General features: G+C 75.7%; 24 protein-coding genes. 13 read left to right on the top strand and 11 right to left on the bottom strand.

From position 1 onward, the window contains the following. Positions 1–132: 132 nt before the first annotated feature. From ACZCLJ_RS13835 to ACZCLJ_RS13800, 8 genes are read left to right on the top strand one after another with little or no spacing between them, the layout of a single operon-like run. Complete coding sequence (locus ACZCLJ_RS13835; RefSeq protein ID WP_463104121.1) at positions 133–1803, top strand: carbamoyltransferase family protein; 1671 nt, start codon at positions 133–135, stop codon at positions 1801–1803. Beyond that, positions 1800–3476: an HAD-IIIA family hydrolase gene (locus tag ACZCLJ_RS13830; protein WP_463104120.1), complete on the top strand. Its 1677-nt coding sequence runs from the start codon at positions 1800–1802 to the stop codon at positions 3474–3476. The genes ACZCLJ_RS13835 and ACZCLJ_RS13830 overlap by 4 nt, the downstream gene beginning before the upstream one ends. Next, a complete protein-coding gene (locus ACZCLJ_RS13825; protein WP_463104119.1) occupies positions 3473–4651 on the top strand; it encodes a glycosyltransferase family 9 protein in 1179 nt (392 codons plus the stop codon). The genes ACZCLJ_RS13830 and ACZCLJ_RS13825 overlap by 4 nt, the downstream gene beginning before the upstream one ends. Next, entirely contained in the window at positions 4648–5673 is a 1026-nt protein-coding gene (locus ACZCLJ_RS13820; protein WP_463104118.1) for a glycosyltransferase, read from the top strand. The genes ACZCLJ_RS13825 and ACZCLJ_RS13820 overlap by 4 nt, the downstream gene beginning before the upstream one ends. Beyond that, a complete protein-coding gene (locus tag ACZCLJ_RS13815; protein ID WP_463104117.1) occupies positions 5670–7028 on the top strand; it encodes a glycosyltransferase in 1359 nt (452 codons plus the stop codon). The genes ACZCLJ_RS13820 and ACZCLJ_RS13815 overlap by 4 nt, the downstream gene beginning before the upstream one ends. After that, positions 7025–9307 (top strand): PfkB family carbohydrate kinase, encoded by a 2283-nt coding sequence (locus ACZCLJ_RS13810; RefSeq protein WP_463104116.1) that lies wholly within the window; start codon positions 7025–7027, stop codon positions 9305–9307. The genes ACZCLJ_RS13815 and ACZCLJ_RS13810 overlap by 4 nt, the downstream gene beginning before the upstream one ends. After that, positions 9304–10038: an SDR family oxidoreductase gene (locus ACZCLJ_RS13805; RefSeq protein ID WP_463104115.1), complete on the top strand. Its 735-nt coding sequence runs from the start codon at positions 9304–9306 to the stop codon at positions 10036–10038. The genes ACZCLJ_RS13810 and ACZCLJ_RS13805 overlap by 4 nt, the downstream gene beginning before the upstream one ends. Further along, positions 10029–11171: a glycosyltransferase family 9 protein gene (locus ACZCLJ_RS13800; protein WP_463104114.1), complete on the top strand. Its 1143-nt coding sequence runs from the start codon at positions 10029–10031 to the stop codon at positions 11169–11171. The genes ACZCLJ_RS13805 and ACZCLJ_RS13800 overlap by 10 nt, the downstream gene beginning before the upstream one ends. Positions 11172–11184: 13 nt before the next feature. On the opposite strand, the gene ACZCLJ_RS13795 is transcribed toward ACZCLJ_RS13800, so the two are convergent. Both ACZCLJ_RS13795 and ACZCLJ_RS13790 read right to left on the bottom strand, forming a co-directional pair. Continuing rightward, entirely contained in the window at positions 11185–12048 is an 864-nt protein-coding gene (locus ACZCLJ_RS13795) for a haloalkane dehalogenase (protein ID WP_463104113.1), read from the bottom strand. After that, positions 12041–12574: a MarR family winged helix-turn-helix transcriptional regulator gene (locus tag ACZCLJ_RS13790; protein ID WP_463104112.1), complete on the bottom strand. Its 534-nt coding sequence runs from the start codon at positions 12572–12574 to the stop codon at positions 12041–12043. Before ACZCLJ_RS13790 ends, ACZCLJ_RS13795 begins: the two co-directional genes overlap by 8 nt. Before the next feature lie 117 nt (positions 12575–12691). On the opposite strand from ACZCLJ_RS13790, the gene ACZCLJ_RS13785 reads away from it, so the two are divergent. Beyond that, positions 12692–13195: a GNAT family N-acetyltransferase gene (locus ACZCLJ_RS13785; protein ID WP_463104111.1), complete on the top strand. Its 504-nt coding sequence runs from the start codon at positions 12692–12694 to the stop codon at positions 13193–13195. A 53-nt stretch (positions 13196–13248) separates the two neighbouring features. Here ACZCLJ_RS13785 and ACZCLJ_RS13780 read toward each other — a convergent pair whose 3' ends face one another. The 6 genes from ACZCLJ_RS13780 to ACZCLJ_RS13755 all read right to left on the bottom strand — a co-directional run bounded on the left by ACZCLJ_RS13780 (position 13249) and on the right by ACZCLJ_RS13755 (position 17846). Then, complete coding sequence (locus ACZCLJ_RS13780; RefSeq protein WP_463104110.1) at positions 13249–14310, bottom strand: NAD-dependent epimerase/dehydratase family protein; 1062 nt, start codon at positions 14308–14310, stop codon at positions 13249–13251. Positions 14311–14529: 219 nt separating this feature from the next. After that, on the bottom strand, positions 14530–15132 hold the full coding sequence (locus ACZCLJ_RS13775; protein ID WP_463104109.1) for a flavodoxin family protein: 603 nt from the start codon (positions 15130–15132) through the stop codon (positions 14530–14532). Positions 15133–15251: 119 nt separating this feature from the next. Then, complete coding sequence (locus tag ACZCLJ_RS13770) at positions 15252–15707, bottom strand: PRC-barrel domain-containing protein (RefSeq protein ID WP_463104108.1); 456 nt, start codon at positions 15705–15707, stop codon at positions 15252–15254. Next, positions 15704–16102 carry a hypothetical protein gene (locus ACZCLJ_RS13765; RefSeq protein ID WP_251152866.1) on the bottom strand — a complete coding sequence of 133 codons (399 nt, stop codon included), beginning with the start codon at positions 16100–16102 and terminating at the stop codon, positions 15704–15706. Before ACZCLJ_RS13765 ends, ACZCLJ_RS13770 begins: the two co-directional genes overlap by 4 nt. Continuing rightward, complete coding sequence (locus ACZCLJ_RS13760) at positions 16099–17328, bottom strand: Nramp family divalent metal transporter (RefSeq protein ID WP_463104107.1); 1230 nt, start codon at positions 17326–17328, stop codon at positions 16099–16101. Before ACZCLJ_RS13760 ends, ACZCLJ_RS13765 begins: the two co-directional genes overlap by 4 nt. Continuing rightward, entirely contained in the window at positions 17325–17846 is a 522-nt protein-coding gene (locus ACZCLJ_RS13755) for a hypothetical protein (protein ID WP_463104106.1), read from the bottom strand. The genes ACZCLJ_RS13760 and ACZCLJ_RS13755 overlap by 4 nt, the downstream gene beginning before the upstream one ends. A gap of 147 nt (positions 17847–17993) precedes the next feature. On the opposite strand from ACZCLJ_RS13755, the gene ACZCLJ_RS13750 reads away from it, so the two are divergent. From ACZCLJ_RS13750 to ACZCLJ_RS13735, 4 genes are all read left to right on the top strand, one after another. Next, a complete protein-coding gene (locus ACZCLJ_RS13750; protein ID WP_463104105.1) occupies positions 17994–18734 on the top strand; it encodes an ANTAR domain-containing protein in 741 nt (246 codons plus the stop codon). Beyond that, positions 18731–19435, top strand: coding sequence for a GAF and ANTAR domain-containing protein (locus ACZCLJ_RS13745; RefSeq protein WP_251152870.1), 705 nt, complete (start codon positions 18731–18733; stop codon positions 19433–19435). The genes ACZCLJ_RS13750 and ACZCLJ_RS13745 overlap by 4 nt, the downstream gene beginning before the upstream one ends. Positions 19436–19539: 104 nt before the next feature. After that, positions 19540–20208: a PAS and ANTAR domain-containing protein gene (locus ACZCLJ_RS13740; RefSeq protein ID WP_251152871.1), complete on the top strand. Its 669-nt coding sequence runs from the start codon at positions 19540–19542 to the stop codon at positions 20206–20208. A 56-nt stretch (positions 20209–20264) separates the two neighbouring features. Next, complete coding sequence (locus ACZCLJ_RS13735) at positions 20265–21986, top strand: ATP-dependent DNA ligase (RefSeq protein WP_463104104.1); 1722 nt, start codon at positions 20265–20267, stop codon at positions 21984–21986. Positions 21987–22007: 21 nt separating this feature from the next. Here the strand turns inward: ACZCLJ_RS13735 and ACZCLJ_RS13730 are convergent, their stop codons facing one another. The 3 genes from ACZCLJ_RS13730 to ACZCLJ_RS13720 are packed head-to-tail and all read right to left on the bottom strand — an operon-like array spanning position 22008 to position 23960. Next, the gene (locus ACZCLJ_RS13730) at positions 22008–22790 is read right to left on the bottom strand and encodes an inositol monophosphatase family protein (protein ID WP_463104103.1); all 783 of its coding nucleotides are present in this window, start codon (positions 22788–22790) and stop codon (positions 22008–22010) included. 34 nt (positions 22791–22824) lie between these two features. After that, a complete protein-coding gene (locus ACZCLJ_RS13725; protein ID WP_463104102.1) occupies positions 22825–23490 on the bottom strand; it encodes a pentapeptide repeat-containing protein in 666 nt (221 codons plus the stop codon). Positions 23491–23525: 35 nt separating this feature from the next. Then, the gene (locus ACZCLJ_RS13720; RefSeq protein ID WP_251152875.1) at positions 23526–23960 is read right to left on the bottom strand and encodes a VOC family protein; all 435 of its coding nucleotides are present in this window, start codon (positions 23958–23960) and stop codon (positions 23526–23528) included. Positions 23961–23977: the final 17 nt, after the last annotated feature.

Below are 23977 nucleotides of genomic sequence, written 5' to 3'. Positions count from 1 at the left end.
TGCGAGAAGCGCTTCTCGGGGTCAGGGTGAGGACGGGTTGCAGCAGAGCCGACCCGTACGCGTCAGGCGAGCGCCCACGGATTCTCGAGGCGCACCACGAGCCTGGCCCCATCGAGGAAGGCTCGCCAGCCCATGCGCGTCCTCGGCGTCAACGCCCTGTTCCACGACCCCTCCGCCGCGCTCGTCGTCGACGGCCGCGTGGTCGCGGCCGCGGAGGAGGAACGCTTCTCCCGGCGCAAGCACGGCAAGCGGCCCGTGCCGTTCGCGGCGTGGGAGCTGCCCGAGAAGGCGATGGCCTGGTGCCTCGAGGCCGGCGGGCTGCGGCCCCAGGACCTCGACGCCGTCGCCTACTCGTTCGACCCGGCGCTCGCGAAGCCCGCCGAGGAGATGGGCCTGCCCGACCCGTGGGACTGGCTGCGCGTGCAGTACGCGGAGCGCGCCCCGCAGTTCATCGCGACGGCGCTGCCCGGCCTGTCCCCCGCCGCGGTCCGGTTCGTGCCGCACGAGGTGGCGCACGCGGCGTCGGCCGCCCTCGCCTCGCCGTTCCCCGTGGCCAGCGTGCTGTCGCTCGACGGGCGCGGCGAGCGCTCGTCGCACCTCGCGGGCCGCTACGACCACGGCCGGCTCGAGGTGCTGGCGAGCCAGGAGCTGCCGCACTCCCTCGGCCTCGTCTACGAGTCGCTCACCGAGCACCTCGGGTTCCTGCGGTCGAGCGACGAGTACAAGGTCATGGCGCTCGCGTCGTACGGCGAGCCGCGGTTCCTCGACGACCTGCGCGAGATCCTGCACGCCACGGACGACGGCGGGTTCGTCGCCGAGGCCCCGGACTGGACGCGCTGGGCGCCGCGCCGCGTCGACGACGGCACGTGGGGCACCGAGCACGGCGGCCTCGCGGAGCACGCCGACCTCGCGGCGTCGGTGCAGGCGCGTCTCGAGGAGGTCCTGGTCGACCTCGCGACGTGGCTGCACGGGCAGACCGGCGACCGCGTGCTCACGATGGGCGGCGGCACCGCGCTCAACTGCGTCGCGAACTCCCGGATCTGGCGCGAGACGCCGTTCGAGGAGGTGTGGGTCCAGCCCGCCGCGGGCGACTCCGGCACCGCGCTCGGCGCGGCGATGCAGCTCGCGGCCGAGGCCGGCGACACGGTCGAGCCCATGGGCTCGGCCGCTCTGGGACGATCGTGGACCGACGACGAGCTCGTCGGCTGGCTGCGCACCGCGAACGTGCCGTTCACGACCCCCGACGACCTGCCCGGCGAGGTCGCGCAGGTCCTCGCCGACAACGGGGTCGTGGCATGGTTCGACGGCCGCGCCGAGTTCGGCCCGCGCGCGCTCGGGCACCGCTCGCTCATCGCGCACCCCGGTCCGGTCGAGAACCTCGAGCGGCTCAACGACGTCAAGGGCCGCGAGCAGTTCCGCCCCGTCGCGCCGATGGTGCTGCTCGAGGACGCCGCGGAGATCTTCAGCGGCGGCCCGATCCCCAGCCCGTACATGCTCTTCGTCCACGACGTCGCGCCGGAGTGGCGGGACCGGATCGCCACCGTCGTGCACGTCGACGGGACCGCGCGCATCCAGACGGTCGACGAGTCCACGCCGCGCCTGCAGGCCATGATCCGGGCCTTCAAGGAGCGCACGGGACTGCCCGTCGTCGTCAACACGAGCCTCAACACCGCGGGCCGCCCGATGGTCGACGACCCGCGCGACGCGCTCGAGCTGTTCGGGTCCGCGCCGGTCGACCTGCTCGTGCTCGGCCCGCACCTCGTGCGGCGCGCCGACGTCTTCGCCACCGAGGAACGCCCATGACGGCCCCCGACCCGTACGCCGTGGTCGTCCCCTCGATCGGCCGCCCCTCGCTCCTGCGGCTGCTCGAGACGCTCGCCGCGCAGGCGGAGTCGTCCCCCGGCGCGCCGGCTCCGACCGAGGTGGTCGTCGCTGACGACCGTCGCCTCCCCCTGCCCGGCCGGGGCGCGACCGGATCCTCCGTGCCGGGACCGCTGGACCTGGGCGAGGTCGGCGACCGTCTCGGCGCGCGGGTCGTGCGCACGGGCGGGCGGGGCCCAGCCGCGGCGCGCAACGCCGGGTGGCGCTCGACCTCGGCGCCGTGGGTCGTCTTCCTCGACGACGACGTCGAGCTGCCCGACGGCTGGGCCGGGCTGCTCGCGGCCGACCTCGCGGCGGCGGACGACCGCGCCGGCGGTGTCCAGGGCCGCCTGCACGTGCCGCTGCCGACGGACCGCCGTCCCACCGACTGGGAGCGCGGGACCGCGGGCCTGCAGGACGCGCTGTGGCCGACCGCCGACATGGCGTACCGCCGCGCGGCGCTCGAGCAGGTGTCCGGGTTCGACGAGCGGTTCCCCCGCGCCTACCGCGAGGACGCCGACCTCGCGCTGCGGGTCCGCGACGCCGGCTGGAAGCTGACGCGAGGGAGTCGCACCACCACCCACCCCGTCCGCCCGACCGACGACGGCGTGAGCCTGCGCGTGCAGGCCGGGACGCGCGACGACGCGACGATGCGCGCGCTGCACGGACCGGACTGGCGCGAGCGTGCCGAGACGGGCCGCGGTCGGCTGGCCTGGCACGTCGCGACGGTCGCCGCGGCGGGCGTCGGCGTCGCCGGGATGCTCGCCCGTCGACCGCGCGTCGCCGCGCTCGGCGCCGCGGCATGGGCCGGTCTCACCCTCGACTTCGCGCGACGCCGCCTCGCGCCCGGCCCGCGACCCGGCGACGACGTCTTCGGTGCCGAGCTGCGCCGCATGCTCTGGACGAGCGCCGCGATCCCGTTCGCGGCCGTGCGCCACCGCGTGGCCGGGACCGTCGCGGCGCGGCGCGGCCTCGACCCGTGGCCGCCGCCGCTCGCCGCCATTCTCTTCGACCGCGACGGAACCCTCGTGCACGACGTCCCCTACAACGGCGACCCGGCCGAGGTCCGCCCGGTCGACGGTGCGCGCGCGGTCCTCGACGACCTGCGGGCGCGCGGCGTGCGCGTCGGCGTGGTCTCGAACCAGTCGGGCATCGCCCGGGGCCTGCTCACGCGCGAGCAGGTCGCCGCCGTCAACACGCGCGTCGAGGAGCTGCTCGGGCCGTTCGACACGTGGCAGGTGTGCCCGCACGGGCCCGACGACGCGTGCGCGTGCCGCAAGCCCGCGCCCGGCATGGTCCTCGCCGCCGCCGCTGAGCTCGGCGTGCCGCCGTGGCGCTGCGCCGTCGTGGGCGACATCGGGGCCGACGTCGGGGCCGCGGTGGCCGCGGGCGCCGTGCCCGTGCTCGTCCCGACGCCGGTCACCCGCCCGGAGGAGGTCGACGCCGCCCCACGCGTCGCCCCCGACCTCGCCGCCGCGGTCACGATGCTCGACGCCCAGCGCCGCGCCGAGCCGCCTGAGGGCGTGACGTCGAGATCGGCAGGATCGCATCAGATCGGCAGCCCGCGACTGCCGATCTCGCGCCGATCTGCCGATCTCGGGGGGCGTGGCTCATGAGCGCCGACGTGCTGGCCGTCCGGCTCGACAGCGACGGCGACGTGCTCCTCACCGGGCCGGCGGTCCGCGCCCTCGCGGCGGGCGCCGCGGCCCGCGGGGGCCGGGTCGACGTGCTCGCGTCGTCGGCCGGTCGCGCGGCGGCAGGCCTGCTTCCCGGCGTGCGGGACGTGCTGACGTTCGACGCGCCGTGGTCCGGCTACGACCCGCCGCCGCTCGACCGCGCGGAGGTCATGGCCCTGGTCGAGTCGCTCGCCGCGCGCCGGTACGCCGCCGCGGTGGTCTTCACGTCGTTCCACCAGAGCCCGCTGCCCATGGCGCTGCTGGCCCGGCTCGCCGGGGTCGCCCACGTCGCCGGCACGAGCGACGACTACCCCGGCTCGCTGCTCGACGTGCGGCACCGCCGACCCGACGGCCTGCACGAGGTCGAGGCCGCTCTGGACCTCGCGCGCGCCGCCGGGTTCCCCTCCGCCCCGGGCGACGACCGGCTGCGCGTGCGCGAGCCGCTGCCCGACGTGCGCCACCTCCTGCCCTTCCCCACCGACGCCGCGGGCGCGGACGACGACGCGCCGTACGTCGTCGTGCACCCGGGCGCCTCCGTGCCCGCCCGCGCCCCGTCGCCTGACCACGCGCGCGCGGTCGTCGCAGCGCTGGTCGAACGAGGGCACCGCGTCGTCGTCACGGGCGGGCCGCGCGAGACCGACCTCGGCGCGCACGTCGCCGCCGGACCTGTCGCCGGACGCGGCGCCGCACGTGTCGTCGACCTCTCCGGCCGGACGGACCTCCCCGGCCTCGCGGCGGTGCTCGCAGGTGCGCAGTGCGTCGTCGTGGGCAACACCGGTCCCGCGCACCTCGCCGCAGCCGTCGGGACCCCTGTCGTGTCGCTCTTCTCGCCCGTCGTGCCCGCCGACCGCTGGGCGCCGTGGGGTGTGCCGACGGTCGTCCTCGGCGACCGGTCCGCGGCGTGCCAGGGCTCGCGTGCCCGCGAGTGCCCCGTCCCGGGCCACCCGTGCCTGACCGGCGTCGACCCGCAGGAGGTCGTCGACGCCGTCGCGCGGCTCGCTCCCGGCTCGACGGCCGGCCCGCCGGGCGAGCCCTCCCGGACGCCCCAGCACCACCCGACCGACGCGCCACCCGCCCGCGGGCCGGCGCCCGAGACCGCGGAGGTCGTCGCATGAGGATCCTCGTCTGGCACGTGCACGGCTCGTGGGCCACGGCCTTCGTCGCCGGCGAGCACGAGTACGTCGTCCCCGTCGTCGCGGACCGCGGGCCCGAGGGTCGCGGTCGCGCGCAGACGTGGGACTGGCCAGCGACGGTGCGCGAGGCGACGCCCGAGCAGCTCGCCGACCTCGCGGCCGGCGGCGGGATCGACGTCGTCGTGCTGCAGCGTCCCGAGGAGGTCGAGCTGCTGCGGCGCTGGACCGGTCTCGTCCCCGGCCGGGACGTCCCTGCCGTCTACGTGGAGCACAACGCGCCCACCGGCCACGCCGCCTCGACGCGCCACCCGCTCGCCGACCTGGACGTCGTCGAAGAGGGCCTCGTCCCGATCGTCCACGTCACGGCGTTCAACGCGCTCATGTGGGACACCGGCGACGCGCGGACCCTCGTCGTCGACCACGGCATCCCCGACCCCGGCCACCTCTACTCGGGTGAGCGGGCGAGCGTCGGCGTCGTCGTCAACGAGCCCGTGCGGCGCTGGCGCGTCGCGGGCACCGATGTCCTCGTCGAGGTGGGCCGCCACGTGCCGCTCGACGTGTACGGCATGGGCGTCGGCAAGCTCGCCGAGCACCTGGACGCGCCCGGCGCAGCACTCGTCACCGCAGGCACCGCACGTCACCGCACGCACGGCCTGCACGACGACGTCCCGCAAGCCGCGATGCACGCGCGCCTCGCGACGTCGCGCGCCTACCTGCACCCCTACCGCTGGACGAGCCTCGGCCTGTCGCTCCTCGAGGCGATGGCCCTCGGGATGCCCGTCCTCGCCCTCCCGACCACCGAGGCACCCGTCGCGGTGCCGCCCACCGCCGGGACGCTCAGCTCCCGCCCCGACGAGCTCGTCGCGACCGCGCGCCGCTGGCTCGCCGACCCGGACGAGGCGCGCGCGCACGGCTCCGCCGCGCGCGCCCACGTCCTCGAGCACTACTCCCACGCCAGGTTCCTGCACCGCTGGGACACGGTCCTCCAGGAGGTGACCTCATGAAGATCGCCATGATCTCCGAGCACGCCAGCCCGCTCGCCGCCCTGGGCGGCGTCGACGCCGGCGGCCAGAACGTCCACGTCGCGTCGCTCGCGACGCGGCTCGGCGCCCAGGGGCACGACGTGGAGGTCTACACCCGCCGCGACGACGCCTCGCTGCCGGAGCGGGTGCCCCTCGCGCGGCGGGTCGAGGTCGTCCACGTGGACGCAGGTCCCCCGGTCCCCGTCCCCAAGGACGAGCTGCTCCCCCACATGGACGCGTTCGGCGCGGACCTCCTGCGCCGCTGGTCGGACCCGGCCGTCCCTGACGCCGTGCCCGACGTCGTGCACGCGCACTTCTGGATGTCGGGGATCGCGGGCCTGCTGTCCGCGCCCCCGCTCGGCATCCCGCTCGTGCAGACGTTCCACGCGCTCGGTTCGGTCAAGCGGCGGCACCAGGGCGCGCGGGACACGAGCCCGCGCGAGCGGGTCGCGCGGGAGCGCCTGCTGTGCCGCGGGGTCGACCGCATCGTCGCGACGTGCAGCGACGAGGTCGCCGAGCTCGTCGCGCTCGGCGCGGACCCGGACCGCGTCGACGTCGTGCCGTGCGGCGTCGACATCGGGCGCTTCCGCCCCGGCCCGCGGCGGTCCGTGCACCGGCATCGCGAACCGGGGACGCTGCGGCTCCTGTCGATCGGTCGCCTCGTCGAGCGCAAGGGCGTCGACACCGTCATCGAGGCGCTGCCCGACCTGCCGGGCGCGGAGCTCGTCGTCGCCGGCGGGCCGCCGGCCGCGCACCTCGAGGAGGACGAGGAGGCGCGCCGCCTGGTCAAGCTCGCCGACGCGCTCGGCGTCCTCGACCGCGTGCGGCTCGTGGGGAGCGTGACGCAGGACGACGTGCGCGGCCTCATGCAGACGGCCGACGTCGTGGTGTGCGACCCGTGGTACGAGCCGTTCGGCATCGTCCCGCTCGAGGCCGCGGCCTGCGGACGCCCGGTGGTCGGGGCCGCCGTCGGCGGCCTGCTCGACTCGGTCGTCGACGGCCGCACCGGCCTGCTGGTCCCTCCGCGCGACCCGGCCGCGCTGGCCGCGGCGCTGCGGCGGATCGCCGACGACCCGGCGCTCGGGGAGCGCCTCGGGTCGGCGGCACGGGTCCGGGCGGAGCACCTGTACGGCTGGACGACCGTCGCGGCGCGCACGCTGGAGTCGTACGAGCGCGTCGTCGCCGAGGGTCGGCGGTCGGCCGCACGGGACACGAGGACCGCGCACGGCCCGGTGCCCCCCGCGATGCGTACCGCCACACCCACCGCCACGCCCACCACCACGCCTCCCGACATGGCGCCCGACGGCCGTCCGGTGCGGGCGGTGAGCGCCCGATGACCGCGGCCGAGCGCTGGCTGCGCGCGCACGCCGACGACCTCCACCAGGGCCTCGACCTGCTCCTCGCCGAGGCCGGGCGCATCGACGCGTGGGGCGAGCACCTCGCCGACGTCGTGCTCGGGGGCGGGCGCCTGCTCGTCGCGGGCAACGGCGGCAGCGCCGCGGAGGCGCAGCACCTCACCGCGGAGCTCGTGGGACGGTTCGATGGCGAGCGGGTCCCGCTGTCCGCGATCAGCCTGCACGCCGAGACCTCCAGCCTCACCGCGATCGTCAACGACTACGGGATCGGCGAGATGTACGCGCGGCAGGTCGTCGCGCACGGCCGCCCGGGCGACGTCCTGCTGCTGCTGTCCACGTCGGGCAACAGCGAGAACGTCGTCGCGGCCGCCCACCGCGGGCGCGAGCTCGGCCTCACGACGTGGGCCCTCACCGGGCCGAGCCCGTGCGGGCTCTCGGCCGCCTGCGACGACACGCTCGCGATGCAGGGTGCCTCGACGTCGTCCGTCCAGGAGCTGCACCTCGTCGTCGCGCACGCGCTGTGCGCCGCGCTCGACGCGCACGTCCGGCAGCGGGAGACCGGGGCCTCGGGCGAGCCCGTACCGGAGCCGGTGACGGCGGCCCCGGCCGTGTCGCCAGGGGTCTCTCCGCGCGACACACCGGGGGTCTCGCCGGAGACCCCCGAGCCGGCGGACGACCGCCCGCGCGTCGTCGTCGTGGGCGACGTCCTGCTCGACCGTGACGTCGACGGCCAGGTGACGCGCTTCTCCCCCGACGGCCCCGTGCCCGTCGTCGACACACTCGGTGTGCGGCGCAGCCCGGGCGGCGCCGGGCTCACCGCGCTCCTCGCGGCCGACGGCGCGCGCGTGCGTCTCGTCGCACCCCTCGCCGACGACGACGCCGGGCTCGACCTCCGCGGCCTCCTGAGCCGGCACGTCGAGGTCGTGGCCGTGCCGCAGGAGGGCACGACGCGCCGCAAGACGCGCGTGCGCTCGGCCGGGCAGACGGTCGTCCGCGTCGACGACGGCGGCCCCGCCCGCCCGGTCGACGTCCCGGTCGCGCGGGTCCGCACGGCGCTCGCCGACGCGGCCGTCGTGCTCGTCTCCGACTACGGCGCGGGCACCACGCACGACGGCCCGCTGCGCGACCTGCTCGCCGAGGCCGCGACGTCGACGCCGGTCGTGTGGGACCCGCACCCGCGCGGCGGGCGCCCGGTGCCCGGCGCCGCGCTCGTCACGCCGAACCTCGCCGAGGCGCTCGACGCCGCGGACTCGCTCGGGATCGAGGCGTCGCCCGACGACCTCGGCGGTCTCGCGCAGGCGCTCGCGCGCGGCTGGGAGGTCGGCGCGGTCTGCGTCACCGCAGGCGACCGCGGCGCGTTCGTCGCGCGGCCGACCGGCGAGCCTGCCTACGTCCCGGCGACGGCCGTCGCGGGCGACCCGTGCGGCGCGGGCGACCGCTTCGCGTCGACCGTCGCGGCCGAGCTCGCGCGCGGCGCCGGCCTCGTCGACGCCGTGGCGCGCGGCGTCGACGTCGCGTCCACGTGGGTCGCCACGGGCGGTGCGGAGGGCTACCGGCGACGCGCGGAGACCTCGGGGCAGGTCGGCGGCGCGGCGCACCGGACCGGGCCGTCCGGCACCACGGGGTCGGGCGGGCCGGCCGGCTCGGGCAGGTCCGTCGCCGACGGTGCCTTCGCCGACGGCGACCCCCGCGGCGTCGCGCGGAGCGACGCGCCGACACCCCAGGAGGTCGGGGAGCGCCTGCGCGCGCTCGGCGGCACCGTCGTCGCGACGGGCGGGTGCTTCGACATCCTGCACGCCGGGCACGTCGCGACGCTCGAGGCCGCGGCCCGGCTCGGCGACCACCTCGTCGTCCTCCTCAACGGTGACGCGTCCGTGCGGCGGCTCAAGGGGCCCGAGCGGCCCGTCGTCGCGCAGTCCGACCGTGCGCGGGTCCTCGCCGCTCTCGACTGCGTGTCCGCCGTCGTCGTGTTCGACGAGGACGACCCGCGCGCCGCGCTCTACGCGTTGCGTCCAGACGTGTGGGCCAAGGGCGGTGACTACACCGAGGAGACGCTTCCCGAGGCGGAGGTCGTCCGCGGCCACGGCGGGCGCGTCGTCGTCCTGCCCTACGTGGCCGGCCGCTCCACGACCTCGATCCTCGAGCGCTCGGGCCGCTACGCGCCCGCCGCCGCTCCCGGCGCAGGCCCCGAGGGCCACCCGGGCACCGACCGCGCTCCCGTCCCGACCACCTCCCCGACCCCGAAGGAGACCTCCGCATGACCTCCCCCACGTTCCAGCAGCCCGCCGACTCCCCGCTCCCCGTGCCCCGCGAGGTCGGCACCGTCTACGTCACGGGCGGCGCGAGCGGCCTCGGGGCGGCGCTCGTCGAGGCCGTGACCGCGGCGGGCGGCAAGCCCGTCGTGCTCGACCGGGTCGCCCCGGCGAACGGCGGCCTGCACGCGATCGTCGACCTGTCGGACTCCGCGGCAGCCGCAGCGGCCGTCGAGCGGCTCGCGGTCGAGGTCGGCCCACCCGACGCCGTGGTCACCGCCGCGGGGACCGACGCGTGCGGGCGGCTCGACGAGATCGACGTCGAGACGTGGGAGCGCGTCGTGCGCGTCAACCTCTTCGGGACCGTGGCCGTCGTGCGCGCCGCCCTCCCCTACCTCGCGGAGCGGCGCGGGACCGTCGTGACCGTCGCCTCGACGCTCGGGCTCAAGGGCGTCTCGGACGCGACCGCCTACTGCGCGTCGAAGTTCGCGGTGCGGGGCTTCTCGCAGGCGCTCGCCGCCGAGCTCGCCGGCACGGTCGGCGTGACGTGCCTCGTCCCGGGCGGCATGCGCACCGCGTTCTTCGACGGCCGGACCGAGCAGTACAAGCCCGGGCCGGACGCCGACCTCAACGACCCGCGCGCGACGGCGGCCGCCGTCGTCACCGCGCTGCGCCAGCCCGTGGGCTGCGAGATCCGCGAGATGCTGGTGATGGCCTCCGGCGAGACGTCGTGGCCGTGAGCGACGGCGCGACCGAGCTGGCCCCCGACCTGCCCGCGGTCGTCGAGGGTGAGGACGAGGGCACGGTCCTCGTGCTGCGCGCGCTGGGGCTCGGCGACGCGGTGACCGCGATCCCCGCGCTGCGCGGGATCCGTCGCGCGTGGCCGGGACGGCGCGTGCTCCTCGCCGCCCCGGCCGAGGTCGGCTCCTGGCTCGAAGGGCTGGGGCTCGTCGACGGCGTCGTCCCGACGAGTGGCCTCGCGCCCCTGCGCTGGGTCGACGAGGCCGAGACCGTCACCGGCATGCCCGCGGCAGGGCACGTGGCGGTGAACCTCCACGGCAGCGGGCCGGAGAGCCACCGCGTGCTGCTCGCGACCGAGCCGGACCGGCTCGTGGCGTTCGCGTCGCGCGAGGCCGGGTTCGACGGACCGGCGTGGGACCGGGACGAGCACGAGGTGGACCGCTGGTGCCGGCTCGTCACCTCCGCCGGGGGCGAGTGCGCGCGCGAGGACCTGCGGCTCGAGCCACCCGCCCCGCGCGACGCCCACGTCGTCGTGCACCCGGGCGCCGCGTCGGGTTCCCGGCGGTGGCCGGCCGAGCGGTTCGCCGCCGTGGTGCGGCACCTCGCGGACGCGGGGTACGACGTCGTCGTCACGGGCAGCGCGGACGAGCGCGAGCTGTGCGAGCGGGTGGTCGGGGACGCGACGGACGCGCACGCGCACGTCCCGACCGGTTCGCCGACCGACACACCGATTGGCAGCGCGACCGGCGACCGGGCGCGCACGCGTCGTGGCGCCGTCGACCACGCGGCGGGGGTGCTCGACCTCCCCGCGCTCGCCGACGTCGTCGCGACGGCGCTCCTCGTGGTGAGCGGGGACACGGGCGTCGCGCACCTCGCGACGGCGTACGGGACGCCGTCGGTCGTGCTGTTCGGCCCGACGCCGCCCGCGCTGTGGGGGCCGGCGATCGAGCCGGACCGGCACGTCGTCCTCTGGCACGGCGAGGACGTGCTCCCGGCGGCCCCCGGCGAGCCCGCGCCCTACCGGGGCGACCCGCACGGCGAGGACCTCGACCCGGCGCTCGAGCGCGTCACCGTCGACGAGGTGACGGGCGCGGCCGACGCGCTGCTCGCGGACGAGCAGACCGGCCGCTGACCAGCCGGCGCGATCAGCGCAGGGCGTGGCGGTCGAGCCACGCCCCGACCGCGCGGCCGATCTCGACGGGCCTGTCCTCGGTCGCGTGGTGGCCTGCTGCACCGAGGTGCTCGACCTCGAGCGCAGAGATGGTCTCCCGGGCCCACGCGACCGCCGGCTCGTCGAGCAGCAGGGTCGGGGAGCCCTCGAAGGCGAGCAGCAGCTTCGGCACGTCCGAGGAGTCCTGCAGCCAGACCCCTGCCCGCTCGAGCCGTGCGACGAGCTCCGGGGGCGGCGCGCCGAGCTGGCGCGCCCAGGCCAGCAGCGGGCGACGGCTCTCCCGCGTGGGGTAGGGCGCGAGGTACGCGGCGAGGTCCTCCGCGGAGGCCGGGGCCAGCACGCCGCCCGTGTAGGCCTGGCGGACTGCCGTGTCCTGGTCCAGGAACATCACCTCGCCCTGCGGCGACGCCACGAGCTCGCGGCGTGCCCGCGCCTGCGGCGACAGGTGCTCGGGTCGTACCGGCCGGAGCACGGCCTCGAACAGGACAGCGCCGCGGACCCGCTCGGGGAACCGGGCCGCGCGGTCGATCGCGAGCGCCCCGCCCCAGTCGTGACCGACGAGGACCGCCGGCTCGTCCCCCACCACGGCGTCGAACCAGGCGTCGAGGTAGCGGGCGTGGTCGGCGAACGTGTACGCGAGGTCCGGCTTGCCGGACGCCCCCATGCCGATCAGGTCCGGCGCCAGCAGCCGGCCGTGCCCGACGGCCGGCAGCACCCGGCGCCAGGTGTACGACGACGACGGGTTGCCGTGGAGGAACACGACCGGAGCCGCACCGGGGGCACCGGTCGAGGACTCCGTGAAGTGCAGGGTCGAGCCGAGGACGGGGACGTCAGGCATCGATGGCTCCTGGGTCGAGGGGCGTGTCGGGCGGTGTGTCGGGTGGTGTGTCGGGTCGTGCGTCGAGGGGCGCGTCGAGCAGCGCGGTGAGCATGGCGACCAGCTCCGCGCTGCGCGGGCTGTCGCGACCGCCGAGCGGCGCGAGCAGCTGGTCGAGCAGTGCCTGGACCGTGCGCATCGCCGGGCGGACGACGGCCAGACCGCGTTCCGTCAGCTCCAGGCGGACGACGCGGGAGTCCTGGTCGTCCCGGCTGCGGGCCACCAGACCCTCGGCCTCCAGCGTGCGGACGAGCCGCGAGACGTACATCGGCTCCAGGCCCGATACCTCGGCGAGAGCACGCTGGCTCGGCGCGCCCGGGTCCTCTCCTGCCGGGGTGGCACCGCGCATCGCGAAGAGCGTCGTGAGCACGACATACGTGGCGTGCGTCAGGCCGTGGGGTGCCACGGCGCGGTCGACGGCGGTGCGCCACCGGGTCGACAGGCGCCAGACGAGCGCGCCGGCCCGGGCGCCGGGCGGGAAGGGCATGCGGCGACGCTAGACCTTTTTAGTAAACATGACAAGCATCTGCGCCCGCTCAACGCGTGCACGGTCCGGGCGGCCGGCGGTGGCGTCGGCACCGACCACGGTGGGTAGTCTCCTGCGGTGACCTCGGACCACGTGACGATCCGCCCCTACGCAGCCGGTGACGCCGCCGCCACCCTGCGGATCTTCGAGCGGGCCGTCACCGAGACGGCTCGCTCGCGGTACTCCGAGGCGCAGGTGCTGGCGTGGCTGGGCGGCCCGCGGGACGAGGCGGCGTGGCACCAGCGGCGCGACGCGGCGGGGACGGTCGTGGCCCTCGTCGACGGAGAGGTCGCGGGGTTCACCGACCTGCGCGACGACGGCTACGTCGACATGCTGTTCGTCTCTCCCGACCACGGGCGCCGCGGGATCGGCGCGCGCCTCCTCGCGCACGTGGTCGAGACGGCGCGGCACGACGGCATCCCGGCACTCAGCACCCACGCGAGCGAGGTCGCCCGGCCGGTGTTCGAGCGTGCCGGGTTCACGGTCGTCGAGCGCGAGACGGTGCACCGGGGCGACGTCACGCTCGACCGGTACGTCATGCGGCGCCCCCTCGACGTGCACCGGTCCGCCGAGACCGCCTGAGCGACCGGCTCGTCGACCGCCCTATCGGCACCCCGGGTCGACCTCGGTCGGCGCTACACCTCGTCCGCCCCGCCCGCCGACCCGACCGCCGCGGCCCCCACGACCGCAGCGCCTGCGCGGTCGCTGTCGTCGGGCGCGTCGGGGCGGTCCTGCGGCCTGGCGCGGAACCACGCGACGGTGCGCGCCAGTCCGTCGGGCCAGGACGTACGGGCCGCCCACCCCAGCTCGCGCTCCGCGAGCGTCGTGTCGGGGCGCCGTCGGCGGGGGTCGTCCTCGGGGAGGTCCACGCGCACGATGCCGGCGTCGCACCCGGTCGCGGCGAGGACGTCCTGCGCGACCCGCTCCACCGTGAGCTCGGTGGTGCTGCCGAGGTTCATCGGCCCGGTGTGGCCGCTCGCCGCGAACGCGAGCAGGCCCTCGACGAGGTCGTCGACGTAGCAGACCGACCGTGTCTGGGACCCGTCCCCCGCCACGGTGAGCGGCTCGCCCGCGAGCGCCTGCCGCACGAACGTCGGGATCATCCGGCCGTCGTGGCCCCGCATGCGCGGTCCGTAGGTGTTGAAGATCCGGACGATGCCCGCGTCGACGCCGCGGCTGCGCCGGTAGGCCGTCGTGATGGCCTCGGCGAACCGCTTGGACTCGTCGTACACGCTGCGCGGTCCGACGGGGTTGACGTGGCCCCAGTAGTCCTCGCGCTGCGGGTGGACCTCCGGGTCGCCGTACACCTCGGACGTCGACGCGAGCACGAACCGCGCCCCGGCGCGCTCGGCGAGCTCCAGGGCGTTCCGCGTCCCGGCCGACCCGACCAGCAGGGTCTCGACCGGCAGGCGCAGGTAGTCGGCGGGCGAGGCGGGGGACGCGAGGTGCAGCACCAGGTCGACACGGTCCGGCTCCGGGATCTCGAGCCCCGCGGAGGCGTCGGTCACCACGAGGTCGAAGCGCGGGTCGTCGCGCAGGCCCGCCACGTTGCGCTCGTGGCCCGTCGACAGGTCGTCGACGCACACGACCTCGGTGCCGCCCGCGACGAGCGCCTCGCACAGGTGGCTGCCGACGAACCCCGCGCCCCCGGTGACCACTGCGCGCCGCACGGGCCGCGGCGTCGTCGGGGCGCTCACCGGCGCACGAGCTTGAAGAAGGTGCTCCCGCCGCCGCCTGAGCGTTGCGCCTGGTAGAGGAAGGCGAGCTCCTCGTCGTGGTCGGTCGTGGTCCTGGTCTCAAACTTCTCGGCCATGGTCGCTCCTCACGCAAGGGACGACGGGCTCTCTGCTGGACCCGGCGCCTTCACGCTGGCACGGGCCCGGAGCGCCCGCACGCGGAGAACCGCTTCTCCCGGGTCAGCCCTGCCGCGGCACGGGACGCTCGGCGAGCGCCGTCGCGACGGCGTGCAGGTTGTGCGCCATGAGCTTGCCGGTCGAGCGGGCCCACTCGTGCCCGTGCCCCGTCTGCACGTAGTCGGGGCCGGGCCCGGGGCCCTGGTTCCAGTACGTCCACGACTGGCCGGGGATCGTGTACCCGATGTCGACGAGCGCCCCGCTGATCTCGGAGATGACGTGGTGGGCGCCGTCCTCGTTGCCCGTCACCACGACGCCGGCGACGCGGTTGTACGCGACGGGCGTGCCGTCGTCGGCGGTCTCGGAGATCATCGCGTCCATGCGCTCGAGCATGCGCTGGACGACCGACGACGGTCGGCCGAGCCAGGTCGGGGTCACCACGACGAGGATCTCGGCGTCGAGCAGCTTCTCGTGGACCTGCGGCCACTCGTCGCCCTCGCCGAGGTCCGTGACGACGCCGGGTGGCACCTCGTGGTCGACGAGCCGCACGTGCTCCACGGTGACGCCACGGTCCTGCAGCGCCTCGGCCACGACCCGGGCCAGGGCCTCCGTGTTCGACGGTTCGGGGGACTTCTTGAGGGTGCAGCTGACGAACAGGGCCTTCACGGCGGCCACCTCCGGACGCAGTTCATGACGTCGTGGGCGCGCTGCTCGACCCTCCCGACACCGTAACCACGGCCTCCAGGACTCGCCCGGCCGGCACCCGGGGCGTGCAGCCGCTCAGGCTACGAGGCCGGGGTGTCGAGGCCCGGGTCGTGCTCGGTGTACCCGGCGGCGAGCCGGACGCCCTCCGGCCCCACGTCCGCGACGTCCTCCCAGCGCACCAGGTACGTCCCGCGGTGGCGCCGCCGGACGAGCTGCGGGATCGGCCACGGCGACCGGACGTCGGTGCGCTCGTATCCGTGGAAGGAGCCCGCCTTCCGCGGGCTGACGAGGATCCCGACGACGCGCGCGTCGCCCACCGCGCCCCGGCGCGCGGTCCCGGCGCTGAGCGGCTCGTCGTGCGCCCCGGCCTCCTGCTCCGTGTCCTCCTGGGGGGCGACGTCCTCGCGGTCGCGCGCCCCGCCGGGCCCGTCGTCCTCCGCGAAGAGGTCGAGCTCGAGGCGCGCGTCGACGACGAACCCGAGCGGGGCGCCGTCGGGACCGACGACCGGGGCGTCGAGCAGGTCGGAGAGGATCACGAGCCTGCCTCCGGGTCGTGCGTCCCGCCGGGGATGCGCCCGACGACGTGGTCCCGGACCCATCGCTCGGCCCACCCGACGTCGAGCCGGTCCGCGGGCACGGTGAGCTCGAGGGCCGTGCCCACGTGCCCGACGTCGTCCCACGCGATCTGCGCGCGCCGCGACCGTGGCGGGTGCCCGCCCAGGATGCGCGTCACGAGCACCGGCCACGCGACGATCGCCGCGACCCGTGCCTCCCGGCCGGGGACGACGTCGCCGCCGTCCGGCCCGACGAGCTCGAGGTCGTCCACCGTGGTCACGGGCTCGCCGTCGACGTCGAGCACCTGTCGGCTGAGCAGGTGCAGGCGCGCGTCGACGACCCGTGTCCCCACGACCCGGCGTGGTGCGTCGGTCATGATCCGGCTCCTGTCGCGATCATCAGGGGGATCGCCGCGACCGCCGCGACCACCACGACGACGAGGTAGAACGTGCCGAGCGCGTTCATCACGCGCCCGTTGACGTGCTCCCCCATGTACTCGGGGTCGTTCGCGACGACGAGGATCGGGATGTACGTGAGCGGCAGGGCGACCGCGGAGAACACCACCGACATCTCCGTGACCCGGATCGGGTCCACGCTCGTCATGAGGATCCCGACGGCGAGCAGCAGCGCGACGATCATCGTGAGGTGGAACCGCGCGGCCCGGGCCGGGCGGCGGAACTTCCCCCAGGACCAGCCGAGGTACTGCGCCAGGGTGTAGCCACTCGAGAGCGCGGTCTCGAGCGCTGCGCCGAACGTCGCCGCCACGATGCCGAGGATCACGAGCGCCAGGAGGATCTTCCCGCCCGCGAGCGCGACGGGCAGCACGATCTGGGACAGCGACGACACCTCGATGCCGGCCGGGAGCAGGACCACGGCCGCGCACGCCGCGATCGCGACGGACAGCAGACCGCCGAGCGGGAAGCCGATCAGCACGTTCATCCGGTTCTGCACGAGGTCCTTCGCCGTCCACCGCTCCTCGACCGCGCCCGAGGAGAAGAAGAACACCTCGTAGGGCGTCATCGCCGCACCGAACAGCGCGACCGCGTAGTACCAGTACGACGCGACGTGCTCTGTCGCAGGCGGCGACGGCGGCACGGCCTGCCGCAGGAGCTCGCCCCAGTCCGGACCGAGCAGGAACAGCGCGACCGCGAACCCGACGAGCAGGAGGCCCATCAGGCCCGCGACGTTCTCCATGACGTCGAACTTCACGCGCCACAGCACGAGCCACACCGCGAGCGCCGCCACCGGGATCCACAGCCGCGGCTCCACGCTGCTCACGAGGTGCAGCGCGAGCGCGATGCCCCCGACCTCCGCCGTGAGCGTGAGGAGGTTGATGAAGAACGACGCCACGAGGTTCGCACCTGCCGCGCGCGGGCCGAGGCGCTCGCGGATGATCTCGAACGTCGCGCGCCCGCTCACCGCGGCGACGCGACCGGACATGCTCGCGAAGACGCAGATGCCGACCACACCGACGACGACGACCCACACGAGCGAGAGCCCGAACCGCGACCCCACGACGGCGTTCGTCACGAGGTCCCCGATGTCGACAAAACCGCCGATGGCCGTGAGGATGCCGAGCGCGACCCCGAGGAGCTGCTTCACGCGCCACCCGCCAGGGCGAGCGCTGCATCGAGGTCGGCGGTCACGGCGTCGAGCCGGGCGAGCGCCTCGTCGCCCGTCGCGGGCACGTCGCCCGCGTCGGACAGGTCGCCCCCGGCCTCCCGTGCGACCCAGGCGCGCGCGGCGACGACCTCCGCCGTCACGCCCTCCAGCGCCTCGAGCCCGGCGGACCGCTGCGCGGACGACGTGTCGTCGGGCGGGACGAGCGTCGTCAGCGCCGTCGACGCGTCCGCGAGCACGCGCACCTGGTCGAGGATGGCGGCGTCCGCGACGGTCGGCGTGAGGCGGTCGTCGTCGAGCAGACCGACGGTGAGACGGGTCGTCTCCGCCGCGGACGCCGCCTCGGCGAGCGCGTCGCGCACGGCGGCCGTGGCCTGTCCCGGCTCCTGACGGCTCGCGACGGTGCAGCCCGCCACCCCGACGGCGACCGTCACGGTCACGGAGAGTGCCGCGACGACCTTCCCGGCGGCTGCTCGCGCACGTGCTCGTCGGCGTCCCACCAGCGGATCGTCCCGCGGACCCGCGGCGTCCGCACGAGGAACCGCGTCGAGGTCGGCGCCCGGCTGACCGGTCGTGCCGCGCGCTGCGAGCAGGTGCAGGTGTGGGAGGGTGGAGCTCTGCGGGGGCGGTCGAAGGAGGTGTGGGCCGTGGACAAGGTCCAGGTGCTCGCACGGCTGGCGTCGAGCATCGCCGGCACCGACCGGGACGCGCCCCTCGCCCTGCGGCTGTGCCGCGCGTGCGTCGACATCCTGGGTGCGCGCGGCGGCGCGATCACGCTCTCCCCGACGGGCCCCGAGCGGTGGACCGTCTCGGCGTCGGACAGCGTCGCGGCCGGCCTCGAGGACCTCGAGGAGGTCCTCGGCGCAGGGCCGGGCCACCAGGTCGCGGAGTCCGGTCGTGCCGTCGTCCTCCGGCTCGCCGACGACGTCACGGACGGCCTCGGCGAGTACGTCCACCAGGCGCGGCGCATCGCCGGTCCGGCCACGCTCCACGCGCTGCCCATGCTGCCGGTGCCCCACACGATCGGGGTCGTCGTCGTCTACCACGACGACGGCGTCGAGCTGGGCCTCGACACCGACGACCGCCAGTTCCTGGCGGACGCCGTCGGCGCCGCCCTCCTGCGCGACACGGACGTCGTCGAGGGAACGGACACCTCCTCCTGGCCGGACCGTGCCAAGGTGCACCAGGCGACCGGCATGGTCGTCGCTCAGCTCGGGGTCTCCACCGAGGACGCCATGGCCCTGCTCCGTGCCCACGCGTTCGCGGACGGGTCGACGCTCGAGGAGCTGGCGGGCGTCGTGCTCGCCCGGCAGTTCGACTTCGCGAACGCCGACGACACCCCGGACGCCGCAGACCACGACGAGAACGACGAGAACGAGGGACGATGACCGACCGCACGGCCGCCCGCACGCTGGCCTCCACGACGTCGGCTCTCGTCGATGGGCTGAACGTCACCGACTTCCTGGTCCGGATGCTCGGGGACGTGGCCGAGCTGTTCGCCGTCGACTCGGCGGCCGTCCTCGTCGCCCTGCCCGACGGCTCCCTCGACGTGCTCAGCGCGACGTCGCACGAGGCCACCACGCTCGAGGTGTACCAGGCCCAGCGGCACGAGGGTCCGTGCGTCGACGCCATCCGTGGCGGCGTCGTCGTCACCGCGAGCTCTGCGGACGAGATGACCCGGCGCTGGCCCGACGTCGGGGCGCGGATGCTCGACACCGGGTACCGGTCCGTGTGCGCGACCCCCATGCACTGGCAGGGCGCCGCGTTCGCCGGCATCAACGTGTTCGCGAGGGCGGAGCTCGCCCTGGGCACGACGGACCTCGCCACGCTGCGCACCTTCGCCGACCTCGCCACGCTCGCGATCGTCAGTCCGGACCGGTTGGACGACGGGGCGCTCGCCGCGCGCGTCGCGCGCGCCCTGGACGCGCGCGTCGTCGTGGAGCAGGCCAAGGGGGTCATCGCCTACCGGGACGAGGTGGACATGGCCGAGGCGTACCGCCGCCTGCTCGCTCTCGCGTCGGACCGCGGTCGCCCGCTCGACGACGTCGCGGCCCAGACGGTCCGATCGGCGGCGACCGGAGGCCGTTGAACAGCTCTCCGAGAAGCGGTGCAGAACCGCACGGAGCGAGGTACGTTGGTCTGGACGAGTCAGGCCACGGCTCATTTCTACGCCCACCATGAACGGTGACGGAGATGACTGTCGACAACTCTTCCGCCCAGCAGTCCGCCGTCGAGGCGTCGCCTCTCGAGCGTGCACTGGCGCTCGGGCCGCAACAGCTCACGGGTGAGTACCGCATCGACCTCGCGACCGGCACCTGGTGGTGGTCCGACGAGGCGTTCCTCGTGCACGGCTTCGCGCCGGGCGAGGTCGTCCCGACCACCGAGCTCGTGCTGGCGCACAAGCATCCCGAGGACCGCGAGCGCGCCCGGCGCATCCTCGACGCCGGTCGCAGGACCGGAGCACCCTTCAGCAGCGTCCACCGCATCATGGACGCGCGCGGGCGCGAGCGGACCATCGCGGTCGTGGGGCAGGGCCGGCGCGACACGGACGACCGCCTCGTGGAGATCGTCGGGTACTTCGTCGACATCTCGGCCGTCGTCGCCGAGCGCAGCGACGAGCGCGCGACCGAGCAGATCGCCGCCGCCGCCGCGTCGCGCGGCACCATCGAGCAGGCGAAGGGCGTGATCGCCGCGACCTACACGATCGACCCCGAGCAGGCGTTCGTCCTCCTCCGTGCGACCTCGAACGACCGCAACGTGCGCCTCCACGAGGTGGCCAAGCTCGTCGTGCGGACAGCCACCGCGGACGGGGAGCACTGCCGCGAGCTCCTCGACGCCGTCCTCGGCCCGCGCGCGAGCTGACGTAGGTCCCTCTTCTTCCGCGAGCGCCGACGCGGTCGTCGGCGCCAGGATGGACCATGCTGCTCGCCGAGGTCGCCGCCACGTCCGACGCCGTCGCCGCCACCCGCTCCCGGCTCGCCAAGCGCGCGGCGATCGCCGACCTGCTGCGCCGCGCTGCGCGCGAGGCGCTCCACGGGCCGACGCACGCGCTCAGTCCCGCGCTCGACGAGGTGGAGGTCGCCGTCGCGTACCTCGCCGGAGAGCTGCGCCAACGCCGCACGGGCCTCGGTTGGCGGTCCCTGCGCGAGCTGCCGCCGCCCGCCGAGGTCCCTTCCCTCACGCTCGATGCGGTCGACGCCGCGTTCGCGCGCATGGCGGAGCTGTCCGGCCCGGGGTCGGCGACGGCGCGGCAGGCCGAGGCCGCCGCGCTCTTCGAGGCCGCGACCGCGCGCGAGCAGGCGCTCCTCGCGGGCCTCGTCTCGGGCGAGCTGCGGCAGGGCGCGCTCGACTCGGTCGTCGTGGACGCGGTCGCGGAGGCCGCGGACGTGCCCGCGGACGCGGTGCGGCGTGCCGTCATGCTGCGCGGCGCGACCGGTCCCGTCGCGCGCGCGGCCCTCGCGGCGCCCGGCCCCGAGGCGGCGCTCGTCGCGCTCGGCGGCTTCCGGCTCGAGGTCGGGCGACCCGTACGGCCCATGCTCGCGCAGTCCGCGCCGGACGTCGCGGAGGCGTTCACGAAGCTCGGGATCTCGGGCGGTGCGGACGCCGCGGGTGAGGACGGGCTGCCGGGGTACGACGACGATCCGCCGGTCACCGTGGACGTGAAGCTCGACGGCATCCGCGTCCAGGTCCACCGCGACGGCCACGACGTGCGCGTCTTCACCCGCTCCCTCGACGACATCACCGCGCGCGTGCCGGAGGTCGTCGCTGCCGTCCGCTCGCTGCCGTCCCGGGCGCTCGTGCTCGACGGTGAGGCGCTCGTCGTCGGGGACGACGGGGTCCCCCGGCCGTTCCAGGAGACGGCCGCACGGTCCGCGACGCGCGAGCCCGGGGACCGGCTCGCGTCCCGTGGACCGTCGGCGGCCCCGGAGTCCACGGGGGCCCGGGAGGCTTCGGCGGCCCCGGAACCCGCGCTCGCCGCCGCCCGGGACGCCGGATTCGAGCTCACGCCGTTCTTCTTCGACGTGCTCCACGCCGACGGCCGTGACCTGCTCGACGAGCCGCTGCGCGAGCGTCTCGCGGTGCTCGACGTCGTCGCCGGCCCGCACCTCGTGCGACGCCTCGCCACCGCCGACCCCGCGGAGGCGGCCACGTTCTTCGAGGGTGCGGTGGCCGAGGGCCAGGAGGGCGTCGTGGTGAAGTCGCTCGACGCGCCCTACGCGGCCGGGCGCCGCGGCGCGGGCTGGGTCAAGGTCAAGCCGCGGCACACGCTCGACCTCGTCGTGCTCGCCGTCGAGCAGGGCTCCGGCCGGCGCAGCGGGTGGTTGTCGAACATCTGGCTCGGCGCGCGAGACCCGGACGGCGGCTTCGTGATGCTCGGCAAGACGTTCAAGGGCATGACGGACGAGATGCTCGCGTGGCAGACCGCACGGTTCACCGAGCTCGAGACGTCGCGCGAAGGACCCGTGGTGCACGTGCGGCCCGAGCAGGTCGTGGAGACCGCGTTCGACGGCCTGCAGCGCTCGACCCGCTACCCCGGCGGCCTCGCGCTGCGGTTCGCGCGCGTGGTGCGCTACCGCGACGACAAGACGGCCGCCGAGGCCGACACGATCGACGCCGTCCGCGCGCTCGCGGGCGCCTGACGAGGCATGCCGGCCGACCGCTCACAGGTGGGGCGCGACGAGGTCCACGAGCCGCGCGTGCGTCTCCAGGTCTGCCGAGACGACGAGGCCACGGCCGGTGTGGAGCGGGTCTCCGGCGAGGTCGGTGACGATGCAGCCGGCCGCCTCGCACAGCGCGATGCCTGCCGCGAAGTGGACATTCTCGAGGAAGGAGCCGTCCGAGACGTAGGCCGCCCGCCGCCCGGCGGCGACCCAGGCGACGGCCAGGGTGGACGAGACGACCCGGGGGCCGAAGACCGACCGGAGTCGCGGATCGGCGACGAGCTGGCCGCCGACGAACGGCCGGTCGGTCGGCCCGTCGCAGTTGACGTCGACGAGACCTGACTCCGAGGTCGGCACGAGGAGGCGGTCGCGCTCGTCGTGACGGCGGAAGGCCTGCGCCCCGTCGGTCCAGAACACCTCGGCGGTGAGCGGGTCCGCGGCCGCCGCGGCACGGACGCGGCCGCCGTCGACCAGCGCGACGTTGACGACGGCGAGCGGCGTCCCGGCCGCGAAGTTCGCCGTCCCGCAGAGCGGGTCGACGAGCCAGCGCCGCGAGGAGTGCCCGACGTCGGACGCACCCGACTCCTCACCCGTCCGCGAGTCCCGGGGCCGGTGCGTGGACAGGACGCCCATGATCGCCCGCTCGGCCTCGACGTCGGTCTCGGTGACGAGATCGGTGGCCGACTTCGCGGTGCGGACGTGCACTCCCCCGAAACCTCTGCGCACCACCTCGGCCCCGGCGCGGCTCGCGGCGATCCCCACGTCGGCGTCGGTCAGGTGCATGCCCCGACCGTAGCGGCCACCTCAGGACCCGCGATCAGTCGGCGACCGTGATGCCCAGGTCGCGCGCGAGCAGGTCGGCGAGCTGGGCGAGCTGCGGTGGGCTGATGGTCACGCCGCGCAGCGAGCCGACGCCGGCGAGGTCGTGCAGGTCCGCGCCGCGCAGGTCGACGTGGGCGAGCGTGGACGACTGCACGTCGAGGCGCCGCACCCGGGTGTCCGTGAAGGAGACCCGCGTGGCGTCGGCCTGCACGAGGTCGAGCTCGTCGATGGTGCAGTCCGTGAACGCGACGTCGTGCAGCACCGTGCCACGCAGGTTGACGAACCCGAGCTTGCACCCGACGAGGTGCACGCCGTCCCACGTCGACTCGTACAGCTCGGCCGACCCGATGCGCGCCCCGCGCACCTCCACGTCGCGCCACCGGCTCCGCACGCCGCGCAGCACCGGGACGTCGAGACGTTCCAGCACTGCCTCGGTCAGGGTCGCGGCGCGCAGCTCGGCCTCGTCGGCGCGCACACCCTCGAGCCGCGACCCGAACAGCCTCGCGTGGTTCAGCGACAGCGCGTCGAGCTCGAGGTCGACGAACCCGAACCCCTCGAGGTCGGCCTCGTCCTCGAGGTCGTAGCGGTCGCCGGGCGTCAGGTCGGCGAGGACGACGGGGTCCAGCACCGGCGGCTCGGTCGTGGGCTTCTTCGGCGGCATGACCCGATGGTGCTACAGGTCGCCGACACCACGTCTCAGTCGAGGCAGAACTCGTTGCCCTCGACGTCCTGCATCACGATGCACGACTCCTCCTCGCCGTCCGCGAGCATCGTGCGCACGTGGACCGCACCGAGCGCGACCAGCCGTGCGCACTCGGCCTCGAGCGTGGCCAGGCGCTCCTCGCCCACGAGCCCGGTGCCGGCGCGCACGTCGAGGTGCACCCGGTTCTTCACGACCTTGCCCTCGGGGACCCGCTGGAAGTACAGCCGCGGTCCCGCGCCGGTGGGATCGCTCGCGACGAACCACGCGTCCCGGTCCTCGGGCGGGAGCGAGGCGGTGTAGTCGTCCCAGCCGGCGAACCCCTCGGGCGGCGGCGGCGCGACGTACCCCAGCACCTCGCACCAGAAGCGCGCGACCCGCTCGGGCGCCGCGCAGTCGAACGTGACCTGTACCTGCCTCACCGCTGCCATCGGCCCACCGTAGCGGC

It is taken from the genome of Cellulosimicrobium sp. So1_17, from assembly GCF_055181235.1.
The sequence above is the reverse complement of the archived record's forward strand: the minus strand, read 5'-3'. Positions and strand labels throughout refer to the sequence as shown.